This is a genomic window from Trichormus variabilis 0441, assembly GCF_009856605.1.
GTDB classification, from domain to species: domain Bacteria; phylum Cyanobacteriota; class Cyanobacteriia; order Cyanobacteriales; family Nostocaceae; genus Trichormus; species Trichormus variabilis.
The window spans coordinates 3,077,821-3,094,823 of record NZ_CP047242.1 but is presented as its reverse complement, the minus strand read 5'-3'; the positions used below and the strand labels follow the sequence as shown (position 1 = coordinate 3,094,823).

The 17,003-nt window shown below is 42.2% G+C and carries 15 protein-coding genes; 5 read left to right on the top strand and 10 right to left on the bottom strand.

What is annotated here, in order from left to right:
- Positions 1 to 15: 15 nt before the first annotated feature.
- The 3 genes from GSQ19_RS12585 to GSQ19_RS12575 form a co-directional block, all read right to left on the bottom strand.
- The gene (locus tag GSQ19_RS12585) at positions 16 to 1,899 is read right to left on the bottom strand and encodes an N-acetylmuramoyl-L-alanine amidase (RefSeq protein WP_011318289.1); all 1,884 of its coding nucleotides are present in this window, start codon (positions 1,897 to 1,899) and stop codon (positions 16 to 18) included.
- Between the two features lie 298 nt (positions 1,900 to 2,197).
- On the bottom strand, positions 2,198 to 4,081 hold the full coding sequence (locus GSQ19_RS12580) for an N-acetylmuramoyl-L-alanine amidase (RefSeq protein ID WP_011318288.1): 1,884 nt from the start codon (positions 4,079 to 4,081) through the stop codon (positions 2,198 to 2,200).
- A 608-nt stretch (positions 4,082 to 4,689) separates the two neighbouring features.
- Entirely contained in the window at positions 4,690 to 6,147 is a 1,458-nt protein-coding gene (locus GSQ19_RS12575) for a cation:proton antiporter (protein ID WP_011318287.1), read from the bottom strand.
- A gap of 447 nt (positions 6,148 to 6,594) precedes the next feature.
- Here GSQ19_RS12575 and GSQ19_RS12570 point away from each other — a divergent pair, with 447 nt between their 5' ends.
- Positions 6,595 to 7,341, top strand: a complete 747-nt coding sequence (locus GSQ19_RS12570) for an SIMPL domain-containing protein (protein WP_011318286.1) — start codon at positions 6,595 to 6,597, stop codon at positions 7,339 to 7,341.
- Between the two features lie 63 nt (positions 7,342 to 7,404).
- Here GSQ19_RS12570 and GSQ19_RS12565 read toward each other — a convergent pair whose 3' ends face one another.
- Positions 7,405 to 7,767, bottom strand: a complete 363-nt coding sequence (locus GSQ19_RS12565; RefSeq protein WP_011318285.1) for a single-stranded DNA-binding protein — start codon at positions 7,765 to 7,767, stop codon at positions 7,405 to 7,407.
- Between the two features lie 370 nt (positions 7,768 to 8,137).
- Here GSQ19_RS12565 and GSQ19_RS12560 point away from each other — a divergent pair, with 370 nt between their 5' ends.
- The 3 genes from GSQ19_RS12560 to mreD all read left to right on the top strand — a co-directional run bounded on the left by GSQ19_RS12560 (position 8,138) and on the right by mreD (position 10,688).
- Positions 8,138 to 9,145 carry a rod shape-determining protein gene (locus GSQ19_RS12560; RefSeq protein WP_041456075.1) on the top strand — a complete coding sequence of 336 codons (1,008 nt, stop codon included), beginning with the start codon at positions 8,138 to 8,140 and terminating at the stop codon, positions 9,143 to 9,145.
- A 94-nt stretch (positions 9,146 to 9,239) separates the two neighbouring features.
- Positions 9,240 to 10,061 carry a rod shape-determining protein MreC gene (gene mreC, locus GSQ19_RS12555; protein WP_011318283.1) on the top strand — a complete coding sequence of 274 codons (822 nt, stop codon included), beginning with the start codon at positions 9,240 to 9,242 and terminating at the stop codon, positions 10,059 to 10,061.
- A gap of 24 nt (positions 10,062 to 10,085) precedes the next feature.
- A complete protein-coding gene (mreD, locus tag GSQ19_RS12550; RefSeq protein ID WP_011318282.1) occupies positions 10,086 to 10,688 on the top strand; it encodes a rod shape-determining protein MreD in 603 nt (200 codons plus the stop codon).
- 136 nt (positions 10,689 to 10,824) lie between these two features.
- On the opposite strand, the gene GSQ19_RS12545 is transcribed toward mreD, so the two are convergent.
- A complete protein-coding gene (locus GSQ19_RS12545) occupies positions 10,825 to 11,202 on the bottom strand; it encodes a XisI protein (protein ID WP_011318281.1) in 378 nt (125 codons plus the stop codon).
- A gap of 177 nt (positions 11,203 to 11,379) precedes the next feature.
- Between GSQ19_RS12545 and ribD the strand changes: the two genes are divergently transcribed.
- A complete protein-coding gene (gene ribD, locus GSQ19_RS12540) occupies positions 11,380 to 12,570 on the top strand; it encodes a bifunctional diaminohydroxyphosphoribosylaminopyrimidine deaminase/5-amino-6-(5-phosphoribosylamino)uracil reductase RibD (protein ID WP_011318280.1) in 1,191 nt (396 codons plus the stop codon).
- Between the two features lie 63 nt (positions 12,571 to 12,633).
- Here the strand turns inward: ribD and GSQ19_RS12535 are convergent, their stop codons facing one another.
- The 5 genes from GSQ19_RS12535 to GSQ19_RS12515 all read right to left on the bottom strand — a co-directional run bounded on the left by GSQ19_RS12535 (position 12,634) and on the right by GSQ19_RS12515 (position 16,997).
- Positions 12,634 to 12,852, bottom strand: a complete 219-nt coding sequence (locus GSQ19_RS12535) for a hypothetical protein (protein WP_010994258.1) — start codon at positions 12,850 to 12,852, stop codon at positions 12,634 to 12,636.
- 434 nt (positions 12,853 to 13,286) lie between these two features.
- On the bottom strand, positions 13,287 to 13,673 hold the full coding sequence (locus GSQ19_RS12530; protein WP_011318279.1) for a 6-pyruvoyl trahydropterin synthase family protein: 387 nt from the start codon (positions 13,671 to 13,673) through the stop codon (positions 13,287 to 13,289).
- Positions 13,674 to 13,890: 217 nt separating this feature from the next.
- Entirely contained in the window at positions 13,891 to 15,126 is a 1,236-nt protein-coding gene (locus GSQ19_RS12525; RefSeq protein WP_011318278.1) for an alpha/beta hydrolase, read from the bottom strand.
- A gap of 260 nt (positions 15,127 to 15,386) precedes the next feature.
- Complete coding sequence (locus tag GSQ19_RS12520; protein WP_011318277.1) at positions 15,387 to 15,929, bottom strand: DUF6174 domain-containing protein; 543 nt, start codon at positions 15,927 to 15,929, stop codon at positions 15,387 to 15,389.
- A 174-nt stretch (positions 15,930 to 16,103) separates the two neighbouring features.
- Positions 16,104 to 16,997 (bottom strand): ABC transporter ATP-binding protein, encoded by an 894-nt coding sequence (locus GSQ19_RS12515; RefSeq protein ID WP_011318276.1) that lies wholly within the window; start codon positions 16,995 to 16,997, stop codon positions 16,104 to 16,106.
- Between the last annotated feature and the right edge of the window lie 6 nt (positions 16,998 to 17,003).

Below are 17,003 nucleotides of genomic sequence, written 5' to 3'. Positions count from 1 at the left end.
AACTTAATGAAAATTTTACTGTCTCTTTAAATATTGCAGGATACCACGAGCGATCGCATCTGCCATACGATTTTGGTATTCTGGTGAGCCTAGTCTGGGATTATCTTCCCTACCACTCATATAACCTGTTTCTACTAGAATCGATGGCATAGAACTCTTCCTCAGGACGTAGAACCGAGCTTTGCGTGTGCCTCGGTCTTTGAGTGTGCCAATACTCTGGAGAATAGTCTTGCGGACTGTTTCGGCTAAAGCATAACCACTATCGTAGTAATATACTTCCAAGCCATTAACATCAGGGCGACCATCTACAGAGTTGGCGTGAATACTCACAAACAAAGTCGCGTTGGCTCGTTCGGCAATATCTACCCGTCCCTGTAACTCCACGAAAAAGTCAGAATTTCTCGTCAAGACTGCTTGGACACCATTCTGTTCTAAAATAGCGGCTACTCTTAAACCAATGGGCAGGACTACATCTTTTTCTAGTAATCCACCTAAACCAGGAGCGCCAGAATCTTTACCACCATGTCCAGGGTCAATGACGACTAGAAGTCTTCCCCTGGGAACTGACCTGGGTATTGGTTGTGGAACATTTATGGGATTATCGATATTTGGATTTGGCAATTGACTACGATTTGTTGATGGTAGGGGTGGTAAACCTACTGGTGGTATCAATTGCCGAGAAGATTGTAATTCTAGAGCTAAAATTTGGTTACTTACTTGATTAAGTTCTCCTATTTGCACTCCGGCTGCTGGTTGTACCAAAACAACTACCGTATCGGCTGCTTGGGGTTGCAGACGGACACGGAGGATAGGACTGTTAGCATTAAAAGCTGGGCCTGTAACTCTAGGAGATAACTTAGCGTTATTGATAATGATGCGGTAAAGTCCAGAGGTTCTGTCCCAGCCGCCTTTAGCTGTGACTGCTTGGTCAGAGCGAATTAAAAGTTGTGTGCCATTATCACCTAGTTCTACAGCTTGAATAGTAGCTGGTGAGTTGGTATTTGCTGAAATGGTGTTGGGAGTATTATTTTGGGGTAAGTTGGCAATGCCTTTACTAGGGAGAAGCACAAATCCACCCACGCTGCTAGTACTCACTCGCCAGTCAGGACTGTTTCTATCCACCTGCATGGAGATACGTACAGTTTGCGTTGACAGTTGAGTCAATTGGATGTTGTTAACACCATAACGATTAATTGATAAATCTCTCTCGATGTTTGGTGATAAAGATGCGCCAGCAACGTTGATATTAATTACCCGATTATCATCTGTACGATTAACTTGAATTTGGGGAGTAGCACCACGGGTACGGATAAAAAATCCATCGCCTGTAACTCGTAAGTTATCAATTTGAGTTACAGATGCAATATTAGTAACTTGAGCTTCTCTAGTATTTGGGGTGACAGAGTAAACATTTCTGGGTGATAAAACCGAGGGTGTCTCAACGACGGTTTCCGAGGGAATGGTCGGTACTGGCTGCTGTGCAGTTTCTCTTGGCGATGCGACTCTTTCAACTGTTGGGGTAGGTAACTGCACAGTCCAGCGACTAGGGCTGATACCGACAAATTTGACTTGTTGGGGGTCGAGTGTGTAACCAGGATTGAGTTCTACGACGATACGCGTGGTTTGTGGATCAAATTGTCCTACACGTATAGCCCGAACTGCACCACCTATTGGCTGTGTTGATGGGGGCTGACCAAATGTAGTTTCGGGTAAATCAATAACTAAACGTGTCGGATTGAAAATCAGTTGCGCCTTGGGTTGTACAGCGCCGTTAGTATTAATCTCTAAACGATTTTGTCTAGGGTCAAATCGCCAGGAGTCTAGCCTTGCTGCTAAAGCTGGTGACGATAGTAAGAAGATGGTTCCAACCGTACCGGATAGTAACCAATGTAATTTCACAATCTTTTCTCCTGATGTGCGTTCATGAGAGCCGTTAAGGCTCCAAAATGTTGGCTAATCCTCACACCATCACCGTTAAAACTTCAGCTTTACTGCAATAAAAATTTTGCGCTGGTATAAAAATACAACTAATGGCGACACATCTTAACACGCCCTTTTGATTTTGCCATGTCGTGAAGGCATAAGATCCTGGTTGAGAATATAAGGATGTGGTTAGTATTCACACAAAATCTTCAGGAATAACAGGCATAGTGTGGTAATCAGGATGATTCTAAGTTTGTGAAGACTGACTGATTATTTATCGTTTGAGGTACTGAAGAATACCGCGAGCGATCGCATCTGCCATTTGTCTTTGGTAAGCTGAATTTCGTAGTTTAGCAGCATCATCTCTACCAGTTAAATACCCTGTTTCTACCAGAATAGAGGGCATAGAGCTTTTTCTGAGGACATAAAATCTGGCTCGACGTACTCCTCTATCTCGGACATTCACATTTCGGAGAATGCTGCTATGAACTACACGAGCTAAACTCAAACCACTGTCATAATAGTAGGTTTCTAGACCACTGACATCGGGACGGCCTGCGCCTGCGGAGTTGGCGTGAATACTGACAAAAACATCAGCACCAACTCTTTCCGCCATTTGTACTCGTCCTGGTAAGCTAACAAAATAGTCGGAATTTCTTGCCATCACCACCTGTACACCATTTTGCTGTAAGACTTCGGCTATTCTTTGGCTGATGGGCAAGATGATGTCTTTTTCTCGGACTCCACCAATACCAATCGCTCCTGGATCTTTACCACCGTGTCCGGGATCAATCAAAACTACTAATCTACCTTTGGGTATTGGTCTTGTCCCTGGCTGGGGTAGAGGGCGGGGATTGCTGGGATCTGGTAATTGTCCTTGGATGGGGGGTAAGGGAGGTGTGGTAGCGAGCCGACGTGAGCCTTGTAATTGTAGAGCTAAAAGCTGGTTGCCAACTTTGTTGAGTTGTCCAACTTGCACCCCAGCAGCTGGCTGGACAAGAACAACTACGGTATTAGGTTCTTGTTTTTGCAGGCGTATTCTGAGAATGGGACTATTAGCATTTAAACTCGGCCCGGTGACTTGGGGAGCTAACTGGGCGTTAGGAATAGTGATGCGGAATAGACCAGTATTTCTGTCCCATCCACTGTTACCAGAGACTGCTTGATCGGCTCTAATCAGTAGTTGTGTACCATTACTAGAGAGGTCAACTGACTCAATTGTGGCAATGGCGCTGGTTGTAGGTATTCTGTCAGGTAAATTTGAAGTGTTACCTTCGCTGTAGTCATTATTGGGCAATCTGACTATACGACTAGGTAGAACTACTAAACCACCGGCATTACTGCTAGTTGCTCGCCAGTCTGGGCTATTTCTATCTACCCGCAAGGTCATACGGACGCTTGGGGTTCTGGTTTGTAATGGGGTAAGTTCGACTCGGTTGACACCATGTTTGTTGACAGGGATATTTCTTGGGGCGCGTGGTGATAAAGTTGCCCCAGCAATATCCATGAAAATAGTAGCGCGATCGCGGCTGCGAATGACTTGAACTTGAGGATTGCCACCACTGGTGCGGACAAAAAAACCATCCCCAGTCACCTGTAAGCCTTCAACTTGCGTCGTTCCGGGTGCAGCGCTAATTGTATTATCGGAGAACTCTGGTCTGGTATTATTCGGTAACTCTGGTCTTGTGTTGTTGGGTAAATTTGGTCTGGTGTTGGAGTCAATAGTCACCACATTATAGGTGTTGTCTGGTGAAGACTCTGCTTGCTCCGATGTGGGAGTTGGTAACTGGACTGTCCAACGGCTAGCGGTCAGCCCGACAAATTTGATTTGTTGAGGATCGAGAGTATAACCAGGAGCCACTTCCACAACTATACGCGTGGTTTGCGGGTCAAATTGCCCTACGCGGACAGAGCGGATTCTACCACCGATTGGTTGTGTTAACTGCGATCGCCCAAATGTAACATTTGGCAAATCTATTACTAACCGTGTGGGATTAAAAATTAGTTGCGCCCTTGGTTGGACTGCACCTGTTGTATTAATTTCCAAGCGGTTTTGATTGGCATCAAAGCGCCAAGAATTTAACCTTGTTGCTAAGGCTGGCGACGATAGTAATAAGACAGTTCCAACAGTACCAGATAGTAACCAGTGTAATTTCACAATCCATTCTCCTGATTTGCATTCATGAGAGCCGTCAATGTCTCAACATATCGGCAAGTTGTCACATCTTTGCCACCTGATCTTGAGCTTTGATAGGCTCTATATCCCTGGGAATTTGGTATAAAAAGACAATATAGTGGCTTTGAATCTCAGTATTCCCTTAATTATTGCCGTACTATCAGAACACAATATTTTGCCTTTGAAGCATTAAATACAACATTAATAGCTCCGGAATTTACGACATTCATCCAAAAGTTTTGGTGAGCGATCTTCGAGCTTACCAAAAATTGGGAATCGAGTTATTTTATGACCGATAAATCAAATTTTTAGATAAACACTCCAACGATTTGGTAAACGGCTATGAGGATAAAAAAGTTTCAAGGTGTAAGAGAAAAATATTATCATTCTTTGGCGGTTGACCTAATCACAAAAGTGTTTGGTTTTTAGTTCTGCAACAGATAACATTCCGAATACTAAATAGTTATGAGATAAAAAATAAAATTGATAATTCCTCAGGACGGAAACGGGAAGATAGAAGTTTCCATGTGTGGGGATTGGGCATGGGGGCTGGGGAGTAAGAAATCAAATATCTCCCCTAAACCCCTACTTTAAGAACTTACATTCCCACTATCTTTGGCAGTAGATACAACAGATGATGGTGTTTCTATCGCTAATTCTTTCCCTGGGGAACCATCTAAAATCAATGGTGCTGAGTCGTCTATACCATCGTCTGAGTCTGGAAAAACGAATCTTAATAAAGGGGGGGCGAGAAAGGTTGTCAGGATCACCATCATAATAATTGCTGCCCCTAACGGTTTAGAGAGTGCGCCACTGGCTGCACCGACACCAGCAAATACTAACCCTACCTCACCTCTGGGAATCATCCCTACGCCAATGGCTAGGCGGTTGATTTGGGATTGACCAAAGACGCTAAAGCCTGTGATTACTTTACCGAAGATGGCGACCATGATCAGGAAACTTGCCATAATTAACCCTTCCCGATTGCTGGGGATGGCTGGGTTAAGTACGCCTAAATCAGTTTTTGCGCCTACGGTAACGAAGAAAATTGGCACTAACATATCAGCAATGGGGCAGACTTGCCTTTGTAGTTCTTTGCGCTTGTCTGTTTCTTCCAGAACTAAACCTGCGGCAAAAGCGCCAAGAATGGCTTCTAAATGGATGATGGCAGCGAGGTATGCCATGACAAAAGCAAAGATGAAAGCTGGGATTACTAGTTCACCCCGTGTTTTGAGCATATCAGCGATCGCGACAAAGGTTTTATTGAAAACATTACCCAAGACAATCGCGCCCAAAAGAAAGCCACTGGCACTAATAATCAGATAGATGACTTGACCTACATCTACTGTGCCTTCTTTAGCGAGGCTGGCAACTACAGCTAAGACAATAATTCCCAGTACATCGTCAATTACAGCCGCACCTAAAATTATCTGTCCTTCTTTGGAATTGAGCCTTCCTAATTCTGAGAGTACCTTAGAGGTAATACCAATACTGGTAGCCGTTAAAGCTGCCCCAGCAAAGATTGCGGGTACAGCATCGATGCCAAATAAGGTCATCAAGCCTATAGTTCCGGCGGCAAATGGGACTGTAACCCCCACCACTGCAACGACTAAAGCTTGGACACCAACCGCCATCAAGTCTTTTAAGTTTGACTCTAAGCCGATTTCAAACAGTAGGATGATCACACCCAGTTCAGCCAAAACAGAAATTACCTCTGATTGGGCTGTAAAGACGGCTGGTGTCGCTTCTGGACTTAAACCAGCCGTTGTTTGGAGGAAGGTCATAATCATAGAACTGGAACCGTCTGCACCACCTCCAGGGAACACCAACAGGTGCAGGACAGAAACACCCACTACTACACCACCTAAAAGTTCGCCTAAGACAGGTGGTAAACCCACTCGGTTGGATAACTCGCCACCAACTTTGCTAGCTAGGTAAACTACCACTAAACTTAGCAAGACTGCGGCGACAACCATCGAACTGTCTGCGGCTTCAGTTGTACTGGCCAGCAGAGGAAAAGCGAAGTTGATTGCATTGAAAAACTGCATTTGTTACGCGTTGTTACGTGAACATCCTTCTGTTCCATTGTTACTCTTTTAGGGAAAATACACTTCGTGCGGGTGTGATCAATGATGTTTGGCGGATGAATTTGCGTAAAATCGGAGTGAATTGAGGATAATTTTTAACGCAGAGGAGGGTAGAGGTAAGCGCTGAGGTACGCTAAGAAATTTGTGAGAGATTAATCGGATTTTTTATGGGATACCTATCTATGAAGACAATTGAATAAGTTTGGTCTAAGTTTTTTAGTTTCAAAAAATGTAACCGTTTTAACTTTTGACGATGGCAGTGTCACAGTAGGAACATACAAATCGTATCGACTAACTGCATAAGGTATAACAGTGCAAAGTTCTAAGTGGAGGGATTTTTACTTGGAACTCAGCGCTGAATTGATACGGTTTAAAGGTATCTGCATATATTTATGAGGAGTGTAAATCATGGTTAGAGCCGCTTTATTTGGTTCTCAGTTGCGTGCTGGCAAATTTTGGCAAAGTTTACCGTTAGCGTTGTTAGTCTTTGTCAGCTTTGTGCAGCCTGGACTAGCACAAGAAAAAGAAAGAATGTGGCGTACTTTGACTGTTAGTGGTCGTGGTGTTGAATCGATTCCTACCACGTTGTCGGAAGTTAGTTTAGGGGTGGAAATTCAGGGTAAAACTGCTCAGGAAGTGCAGCAGGAAGCAGCACGTAGATCATCGGCTGTGGTTGCTTTACTGAAAAGCCGAAATGTGGAGAAGTTACAAACAACTGGTATTCGTCTCAACCCTGTTTATAGTTACAACAATAACGTACAGAGAATTACGGGATATGCTGCTAGTAATACAGTAAGCTTCCGTATTGCTACTGAGAAGGCTGGGACATTATTAGATGAAGCTGTCAAAGCTGGTGCGACTCAAATCAATGGTATCAGTTTTGTGGCTACTGATGAAGCGATCGCCTCTGCTAGGCAACAAGCTTTAAAGGAAGCTACCCAAGACGCACAACAGCAAGCCAGTGCTGTGTTTAGTAGCCTTGGTTTTCAAGCTAAAGAAGTAGTAAGTATTCAAGTTGGTGGTGCAACTGCGCCTCCACCACCCATATTGTACAGAGACGAGGCTGCCAAACTTAGCAGTGCAGATGTTTCTACTCCTGTAATTGGTGGCGAACAACAGGTTGAAGCCTCAGTCACGTTGCAAATTAGTTATTAGTTAGTTGTTAGTGGTCAGTTGTCAGTTGTTTCCTTGGCTACTGACCACTGGCCACTTCACCTACTAAAAATTTTCTGGTGCGAAGTCGCCACCACCACCATCTCTATCTTGTTTGGAACCTAGCAGTTCTAGTTGGTCTACTCTAATTATTGGTGTAGATCGGTTAACTCCAGTTTGGCGATCGCTCCATGTGTCAAACTTCAAGGAACCTTTAACTCCTATTAAACTACCTTTGCGGACATAATTACCCGCGACCTCTGCTGTTTTATCCCACAATTCTAAGGTGAACCAGTCAGGTTTATCACTGTTTCGAGTTCTGCGATTGACGGCTAGAGTTAATCGACACTTCACACTTCCAGACTCAAAATATTTAATGTCTGGATCAGTGCCTACGCGACCTACTAGGGTGACAATGTTAATGCTCATCTGCTTTACTCTTTAGTACATAAGTACTTATTTATTTTGACTTTAATCATAACTAATTGTGACCTGATTGAAAATGTGTTAGAAACTTAGCAATAAATTTACAGTATAAAAATATGCAAAATTACTTGACAAAATTGAAAAACTATACGCGTATACTGAATTAGTCAGAGAATATCAATACCGTGGATGTTTGAGACTGAGGAAAAATTGCCGAAAGTTATCGACATATAGCCTACTTGGCTGGACTCAGGCTCAAAATCATAATAAAATCCAGCACGATTCGCATTAACAGTTGTAGTCTATAAAATGTCAGAGATAGGGGGCGTAGAGACGCGTGGGGCTTTTTAGGAACTTTCGCTCATCGTGGGATATGGGTATCGACCTCGGTACAGCAAATACCCTCGTTTATGTGTCTGGTAAAGGTATTGTACTGCAAGAACCTTCTGTGGTAGCTATCGATCAAAATGAAAAGGTAGCTTTGGCAGTTGGGGAAGAGGCTAAAAAAATGCTCGGTCGCACACCGGGAAATGTGATTGCCCTGCGACCTTTGCGCGATGGGGTAATTGCTGACTTTGATACAGCTGAACTAATGCTAAAAAGCTTTATTCAGAAGGTCAATGAAGGTAGGTCTTTAATATTGCCCCGGATTGTGATTGGCATTCCCAGTGGGGTAACTGGGGTGGAAAGACGCGCCGTAATGGATGCAGCAGCTCAAGCAGGAGCTAGAGAGGTATATTTAATTGATGAACCAATAGCAGCTGCGATCGGTGCGGGATTACCAGTTGCGGAACCTACTGGTAACATGATTATCGATATTGGTGGGGGAACTACGGAAGTTGCTGTACTAAGTCTCCAAGGGACTGTGATTAGCGAATCAGTACGCATTGCTGGGGACGAATTAACTGAGTCCATCATTATGTATATGAAGAAAGTTCATAACTTGGTGATTGGGGAACGCACTGCTGAGGATATTAAAATTCGCATGGGTTCTGCCTATCCTACCCATGATGATGACGATGCGATGATGGAAGTCCGAGGTTTACACCTGCTCTCCGGTTTACCAAGAACTGTCACAATTAAGGGGCCAGAAATTCGTGAAAGTATGCTGGAACCTTTATCTGTAATCATCGAAGCGGTGAAGCGGACATTAGAACGTACACCTCCTGAACTGGCGGCAGACATTATTGACAGAGGTATTATGCTAGCTGGCGGGGGTGCTTTGCTCAAGGGTATAGATACCCTCATTAGCCACGAAACAGGAATTGTCACCCACATCGCGGCTGATCCTCTCAGCTGTGTTGTGTTGGGAACAGGTCGTGTGTTAGAAAACTTCAAACAGCTAGAAAGAGTTTTTAGCGGACGTTCTCGAAATATGTAGGGAAAAAATATTTAGATATTGGGTTCTATTTGGCTGTGATTTGGGTTTTATATAAATAGAATCCAGTATCTTCTGAATCTGAGAATAGGTATAAATGGTTACTGTACGTCGTTGGTGGGATCGCAAAGCCTTACAAGTTGGTTTATTAGGGTTAGCAGTTGGCAGTGCTTGGGTGTTGCGTCAGACTCAAGGCGGGTTTTTAGCGGAAGCATACCAAGTAATTACCCGTCCTTTGCAAATGTTGCAGACAGGCCCAAGCCTAGAGGAACGCCAGGAAGAACGTCTCAAGAAAGCGCAATTCTTGGAGATGCAAACACGCATTACCGAATTAGAAAGTCAAAACAAAAAACTCACAGATTTATTAGGTTACGTTCAAAACGAACCACTAGCATCGCGTCCAGTACCTGCAAGGGTGATAGGACGCAGTGCTGACCATTGGTGGCAACAAGTAACTATTAATCGCGGTGCTAATGCTGGGATTAAAGAAGGTTATATTGTCAAGGCTGAGGGGGGATTAGTTGGTCTGGTAGACAGCGTTACACCTAACACCAGCCGCATATTGTTAATTAGTGACCTCAAAAGTCAAGTCGGTGTTACTATCAGCCGGACTTCAGCCAAAGGTGTTCTGCGGGGAGATTCTTCTTCGGAGGCTGTGTTGGAATTTTACGAAAAAGTGCCAAATGCGAAAGTGGGAGATTTAGTTTCTACGTCAACTTATAGCCAAAGATTCCCCTCTGGTTTGGCAGTGGGCAGAATTAAATCACTGGATTTAAAGAAATTACCCGCATCAATCGCCAAAATTGAACTTTTTCCAGCGCTCAGTTCATTAGATTGGGTAGCTGTATATCCCAAGGTGACAAGCCCAAATTTGGAAAATCAACACTCCAATCAGCCACAGCAACAAAAGTCCAACTAGATTTTCTGGAAATCTCTCAAAACAATGAAGACACCTTCATTTAATGGTAAATCAAAACCGCCGGCGCGAAGATTCAGCGTCCGGCGTATGCCTTTGTCGCGTTGGCATCCGGGTTTGCTTCACCTACTCGATTGGGGAGTAACGATTGGTTCGGTATTGTTATGTTTGTTATTGTTACCAACCCGCTTACCAGGTATGGAATTGTTGGGGATTGGCCCTAATTGGCTATTAATTTGGGTGGTAGCTTGGAGTGTCAAACGTTCAGTATGGGCGGGAACTTTTGCTGGCATTGTGTTAGGGCTGCTGCAAGATGCCATTACATCCCCTCATCCGTCCCATGCCATCACGTTGGGGTTAGTAGGCTTTTTGACTGGATTATTACAAAAGCAGCGTTTTATCCAAGAAGATTTTATTTCTATTGCCTTAATTGTCTTTGGGATGGCAATTTTGGCAGAAACAGTTTTTGCACTGTTATTGACTTTAGCAGGCGATCGCCAAACAGAATACATCTGGGCATATTATCAACGTGTCACCCTAGCTTCTGCTATTCTCAGTAGTCTTTGGGCCCCTGTGCTGTACTATCCCTTAAACAGTTGGTGGCAAAGAATGAAAATGTTGGAAAGTTAGTAGTTATGACAATTTTGGTGTGGAGTCGAAATCAATAGCTCAATACCTTTGAGACACAGGTTAGTATGGCAAATTTTTGCCACTAAAGCAGACCTATCTCCTGTTAATCGCCCCAGCTTATTCAGCTTGATTTGGTTCAGGCGATCGCAAATTCAGTCAGTCCTCTTTTGCTAGGGTGATGAAAGCCCAAAATAATGTCGGTTTGGGGGATACCTGCTACCAGCATCTCATCAACAATTGCTAAGTTGGTGCTATCTTCTTCTATCCAGATTTTACCGTTTTGAATCTGGAGGTATAAGATAATATGCTGTACCCGTTTTTTGCCATCCCAGCCACAACATAACCATAGATATTGGTCGCGTTGTTCGTCTATAATCAGGCGATCGCCTACGGTGTCCGGAAGGTCATCGCTAATTTTAGTTTCTGTGGCAGTAGCGGGTTGAGAATTGCTCAAGTCATAATATTTTTTAATTATTTCTTGGATAGTATGCCGATAGTGGGTTAATTTATCCATTGCTCGATTTGCTCCTGTTCAGTATCTACGACAATTAATTTTTTACCGCATCATGATACAGGTCATTGGCAGGCATAGGAGAAGGTGCAGATAGACGACACGCGAAGGGATATTACTGTTTAAATATCACTATAAGAGCATTTAAAGTGCAGAATATTTACAGTAATTCCCAAAGTTATGGATAAATTTCCAGTGGTCGCTCAAGCAGGTGCATCCCAACCCAACAACATTCAGCAACATGAACCCTCAATACAGCCATCAGTGCTACAGAGGGTAGGAAATGATTTTGATGTCCGTATGATGCAACGGTGTTTAGAACTGGCACGCCGTGCTTTAGGACGTACTTCTCCTAACCCGTTAGTAGGGGCAGTTGTTGTCAAGGATGGGGAAATTGTGGGGGAAGGGTTTCATCCCCGCGCAGGTGAGCCTCATGCAGAGGTTTTTGCTCTCAGGGCAGCAGGAGAACTGGCTCGTGGTGCTACTGTATACGTCAATTTGGAACCTTGTAATCATTATGGACGTACTCCCCCTTGTTCGGAAGGATTGATTGCTGCTGGTGTAGCGAAGGTGGTGGTGGGTATGGTTGACCCGAATCCCCTGGTAGGTGGTGGTGGGATTGAACGGTTACGTGGGGCTGGGGTGGAGGTGTTGGTGGGTGTGGAAATGGCAGCCTGTCAGCAATTGAATGAAGGCTTTGTGCATCGGATTCTTCACAAAAAACCTTTGGGTATTTTGAAATATGCCATGACGTTGGATGGCAAAATAGCAACTGTCTCTGGTCACAGTGCTTGGGTGACCAATCCATCAGCTCGTGGCGAAGTTCATCAATTACGGGCTGCTTGTGATGCGGTAATTGTTGGTGGTAATACGGTACGGCGAGATAATCCTTACTTAACTAGTCACCAAGAAGGGGTACATAATCCTTTGCGGGTGGTGATGAGTCGTCAGCTAGATTTGCCAGTGGATGCTCATCTTTGGGAAACAGCTGAGGCTCCAACTTTAGTATTGACTCAAGTAGGTGCTAATCCAGATTTCCAAAAACTGTTGCAGCAAAAGGGAGTGGAGATAGTAGAATTAGCATCGCTGACACCAGAATTTGTGATGTCTCACTTATATGATCGCGGTTTTTGTAGCGTGTTGTGGGAGTGTGGAGGGACTTTAGCTGCTAGTGCGATCGCTCAAGGTGCAGTACAGAAAATTCTGGCCTTTATCGCTCCTAAAATCATTGGTGGTAGCCATGCACCTACGCCTGTGGGTGACTTGGGCTTTGATACGATGACAGAAGCTCTAATTCTAGAACGAGTGCGTTGGCGTGTGGTGGGTTCTGATTGCTTAGTAGAAGGTTATTTGCCCTCACTAAACCCATAAATGGTAGTTCATAGCCAATAGCGATCGCCATTGACTATGGACTAATTTATCGTGGAATTAGAACTATGAATATTGGCGCTCATAAGCAAGATCACGTATTAGTGCTAGCCGAGATTGAATATAGTCAACCAAGAAATCGGTTTCGTTGGGTTCTAACAACGCTTGTGTTGTTGTCTGGTGTACCAACCATTGCACCAAGCTAGCATCGTCCATCTGCAAGAGGGTCTTTGTTTGCGAGTTTTCAACTACAGACCAAAGCTGACGCAGAATTTTAGGAGTCATCAGACCTCAATTTAATCATGAGCTTAGTTACTTTCACATTACACAATTACAGCAGTAGATCACGACATTAACCTACAAGCTGAGACAAGTATTATTAAAAACTTCACATAGCGATTTATAACTTGATTAAGTTTAAGAATTGACTTGCTATATGTCAGGCTTTACATAAGTTAATTTTTTCTAAATATTTTAGTCTAGTAATTAATACTCACAATGAACCGATGAGTGCCTAGAAAATACTAATTATAAAATTTTGTTAAATCATTTAATAGTTAATCAATCAATGTGCGTGAATTGGATATTAATTTATATGTGATTTTGCATCTGAAGAGATATTATCATAATTAGGGATATTATCTACTATTAAAAATAACTCGCAAATAAATAATAGAGTGCATTATGAGTAATAATGCACTCTCATAAACAATTTAATTTTAGTCTTCGTATTCTACCCAGCTATTAGGTGTTTCCGAAACGTGAACTTTTAGTTGTACATCTGGTGGTACTCGTTTTTTCGTTTCATCATAGATATACTTAGCAATCATCTCAGCAGTTGTTTCATACTCAGGAGGCATCACTTCATTTAAAATACCGTGATCAAGCCCTCCTTTTGTCACATCTTGTTTAGCCCAACGTAAAGTTCGGAAATCAGCTACCATTACAGGATGCGGACAATATTGAGAAGAATGTAGTTGTGTTGATATTGCTTCAATACGGACTTGATAATTATGACCGTGCATCCGCCCACAAGGGCCATTGTAATCTTTAATGTAGTGAGCGCTATTAAATGAAAATTCCGTTACTACCTTCCATTTTGGCATTTTAATATTACCTCGTAGCCAATTTTGATATAAATGCTCATGTCACCTGATTTAATTAGTGACTGCAACCAGGTATTTACAAGTATTACTTATATATAGATTAAACAACCAACTGAGCAATTAGGCTGGTTATGATTACAAAGTCTTCAATAAATTATGGATACTTCAAATTACTACAAATTACTACCTAGACAAACCATATGGTAAGCAATTAACTTCATACTTTTTCTTGCAATGCCCAAGCTAAAAAACGCTCGGTGTGGTAAAGGGCTAACTGATTACTTGCTCCATTGAATATATAGTCAAAAGCGTGTTCAGCCCAAGGAATTTCTAATAAAATCGCTTTATTTCCACTATTTTGCAAAGACTGAAACAAAGTTCTGGGGAAAATGATTTGGATGATATGGTCGCGACCACCATGAATTAACAAAGTCGGTGGCAGTGGACGATTCACGTAATTAATTGGGGAAGCTTTAGTATATTGTTCTGGGACTTGATCTGGTGTACCACCTAAAAAAGCTTCAAGTACTGATCTTACATTTAAGGGGTCTGGTGTAGGTGGTTCTCGATAACCTTTTGCTAGGTTAGATGGAGCATAATAACTAATGACTGCACGAATGGGTAAAGCATTTTGCTGATAAGCAGTTAACATTGCTAATTGTCCACCGGCGGAACGTCCAAGTATGGCGATACGGTTAATATCGGTTTCATACTCGGTGGCGTGTTGCTGGATAAAAGTTAAGGCGCTGCGGACATCATCAAGTTGGGCTGGAAATTTGTAAGTGGGTGCATAGCGGTAAGTAATGGCAAAGACTGTATAGCCTCTAGCGGCCATATATCGACTGAAATCGGCGTTATTTTCTGGACTTCCACTTTGCCAACCTCCGCCATGAATGACGACGATTCCGGGGTATTTGCCAATTTGCTGAGGACGGTAGATGTTGAGGCGCAAAGATATCCCATCAGGTGATGCAAATTCGATGTTGGGTGTGTAACGTACATCATCTATGTGAATACCTTTAAACGCATCTATGATATTAAAAGGATGGGATAAGGTACGCCCCATCATAGGCGATCGCCCAAAATGTTTTTGTTCTAGAATTGGTTTGAGGTAGTCTTTACCTAATTGTTTCTCCATTGCTGACTGCATCTGCTGTTGCGTAGTTGGTATTTGCAGCAGTGGCGTTATACTGAGAATAATTCCAACTATACTAATACTTAAAGCAGCGTATTGCAGTAAGTTACCAGGTAATCTGAAAAGCAAGAGGGCAAAAGCTGTAGCATTTAACAATAGTGACCAATGACAGACTTCTGGCGCTCCCACCCCTAGAGGTAGTAAAAGGTAAATTGGTGCTGGAATTATAATCCAGATGCTCAAGAAAAGACCAATAAAGCTCAAAAGTATCCCCACAATGGAGAAGACTTCTTTGATAGACGGGAGCAGATTTGGCATTATTTTCTCATTCTGTAATACCGTTAGGACTTACGCATGAAAACGAAATATCAAGGGTTTGGAGAAGGGTATAGAGGTATAAATGTTTGAAACCCTTACACCCCTATACCCTTACACCCGGTCTCAACAGACAACCTGTGTGCGTAAGTCCTAAGCATTTATTGATGAAGATACACTTTATTCTGTACTGTAGAGACTTTGTATGCAACGGCTCTACATCATTTATTTGGCGCAGCTTCATATTAATTTGGTATGAATGTTTAATTGTCGAGAGGAGTAAAATCACGAATAATGATTCTTTTATTGATATAGCCTACTAATGTGCAGTTTCTTCCAGGATATATATCACTCAAAGAATTGAAGTGTAACCAACGTTTTTCCGGTTGTAATTTAATTGCAACTCGGTGTGGGTATCCAAATCGATCATCATAGGTAGCATCTACTCCTATAGTTCCATCACAAGCGCATCCATTTGGCCCGCATTCTTTTCCTGTTGCAAGCAGTTCAATTTCCTTGAACATCTCCGTAACAGTTAATGGAGATATACTTGTACAAGTGTTGTTCTTGACAGCAACTACTGTTTCATTTTTAATCTCAACTTCTTGCTGACATTTATTGGGAGACAAATAATTAATAGTAATTCTATAATGTGAGATTCCCTGTTTAAGCCAGTTTTCTTGGGCTACCTCTAATTGCTTTTTTTCAGCATTTTTGAAAATGAATTGATTGCTAAGATAGGCAACACTGCTGACTGTGAGTATGGAAGTAATAATTATCCATTCTAAGGATGAATGTTTATTCATGGATTTGTTTATTTATCACATTAATTGATCCAAGAGTAGCTGACATCTTGCACCTGCTCAATAAGCAAGTGGTGGACATTGCCCACCCTACGAAATAAGCAGCCTTTTAGCCTGTGATTTTGGCAATAAGAGAGTGGTGCAAGATATAAGGTAGAGAATGTGTTCTCGGAGATTTTAAATTTGTTGAGTTACTTCTAAATAAATATGTTCTAGTTTTACTGGTTGGCGAGAAATTGCCTCGATATTTATACCTTCAAAACGAGAAATTATCTCTTTTAACTCCAAAGATTCAGGTAGCCAGAAGGCTAATTCTTGATCATAGTATCTATGGGTAAAACCGTAGGTTTGAGCGCGAGCGATCGCCTCTTTTTCTTGTGTAGTTTTCAATAATAAAACCTCTTGTGCTGGAATTAAATTACGTAACTCAGCTAAACTACCCTCAACTAAAATCTGTCCGTTTTTAAGGATACCAATTTTTTCACATAAGCGTTCTGCTTCATCTAATAAATGAGTGGTGAGTAAAACTGTAATTCCCTGAGTTTTCAGTCGTCGAATCAATTCCCAAATTTCGTAACGTGCTTCAATATCTAAACCTGTAGTTGGTTCATCAAGAATTACCAACTTCGGCTGATGTACTAATGCTACAGCAATATTTAATCGCCGTTGCATCCCGCCACTCAAAGTTTCTACCGGACTTTTTGCCCTATCTGATAAGTTGATAGCATCTAAAATATCTTTAGTTTGTTTTTGAATATTTTTTCTACTTAAGCCATAAATTTCTCCAAAAAACTGGAGATTTTCTTCACAAGTCAGGGTTTTATATAAAAGATTTTCTTGAGGGGCAATACCAATTAGTTTTTTGGTTGATTCAGAAATAAGCTGATTATTAAGTTTAATCTCACCACTATCAGCTTTCAGTAAATTACAAATAATATTAATTGTTGTGGTTTTACCAGAGCCATTTGCACCTAGTAAACCGTAAATTTCACTGTTAGTAATATTCAGAGTTAAATTTTGTAGAACCTGACGATCGCCATAGGATTTATTTAAATTATGAATATTTAGCATCTTTCT

Coding starts and splice junctions, on each gene's coding strand:
- GSQ19_RS12575 (WP_011318287.1), bottom strand. CDS start 6,147: ATGCAGTTTTTCAATGCAATCAACTTCGCTTTTCCTCTGCTGGCCAGT.
- GSQ19_RS12570 (WP_011318286.1), top strand. CDS start 6,595: ATGGTTAGAGCCGCTTTATTTGGTTCTCAGTTGCGTGCTGGCAAATTT.
- GSQ19_RS12565 (WP_011318285.1), bottom strand. CDS start 7,767: ATGAGCATTAACATTGTCACCCTAGTAGGTCGCGTAGGCACTGATCCA.
- GSQ19_RS12560 (WP_041456075.1), top strand. CDS start 8,138: ATGGGTATCGACCTCGGTACAGCAAATACCCTCGTTTATGTGTCTGGT.
- mreC (WP_011318283.1), top strand. CDS start 9,240: ATGGTTACTGTACGTCGTTGGTGGGATCGCAAAGCCTTACAAGTTGGT.
- mreD (WP_011318282.1), top strand. CDS start 10,086: ATGAAGACACCTTCATTTAATGGTAAATCAAAACCGCCGGCGCGAAGA.
- GSQ19_RS12545 (WP_011318281.1), bottom strand. CDS start 11,202: ATGGATAAATTAACCCACTATCGGCATACTATCCAAGAAATAATTAAA.
- ribD (WP_011318280.1), top strand. CDS start 11,380: ATGGATAAATTTCCAGTGGTCGCTCAAGCAGGTGCATCCCAACCCAAC.
- GSQ19_RS12535 (WP_010994258.1), bottom strand. CDS start 12,852: ATGACTCCTAAAATTCTGCGTCAGCTTTGGTCTGTAGTTGAAAACTCG.
- GSQ19_RS12530 (WP_011318279.1), bottom strand. CDS start 13,673: ATGCCAAAATGGAAGGTAGTAACGGAATTTTCATTTAATAGCGCTCAC.
- GSQ19_RS12525 (WP_011318278.1), bottom strand. CDS start 15,126: ATGCCAAATCTGCTCCCGTCTATCAAAGAAGTCTTCTCCATTGTGGGG.
- GSQ19_RS12520 (WP_011318277.1), bottom strand. CDS start 15,929: ATGAATAAACATTCATCCTTAGAATGGATAATTATTACTTCCATACTC.
- GSQ19_RS12515 (WP_011318276.1), bottom strand. CDS start 16,997: ATGCTAAATATTCATAATTTAAATAAATCCTATGGCGATCGTCAGGTT.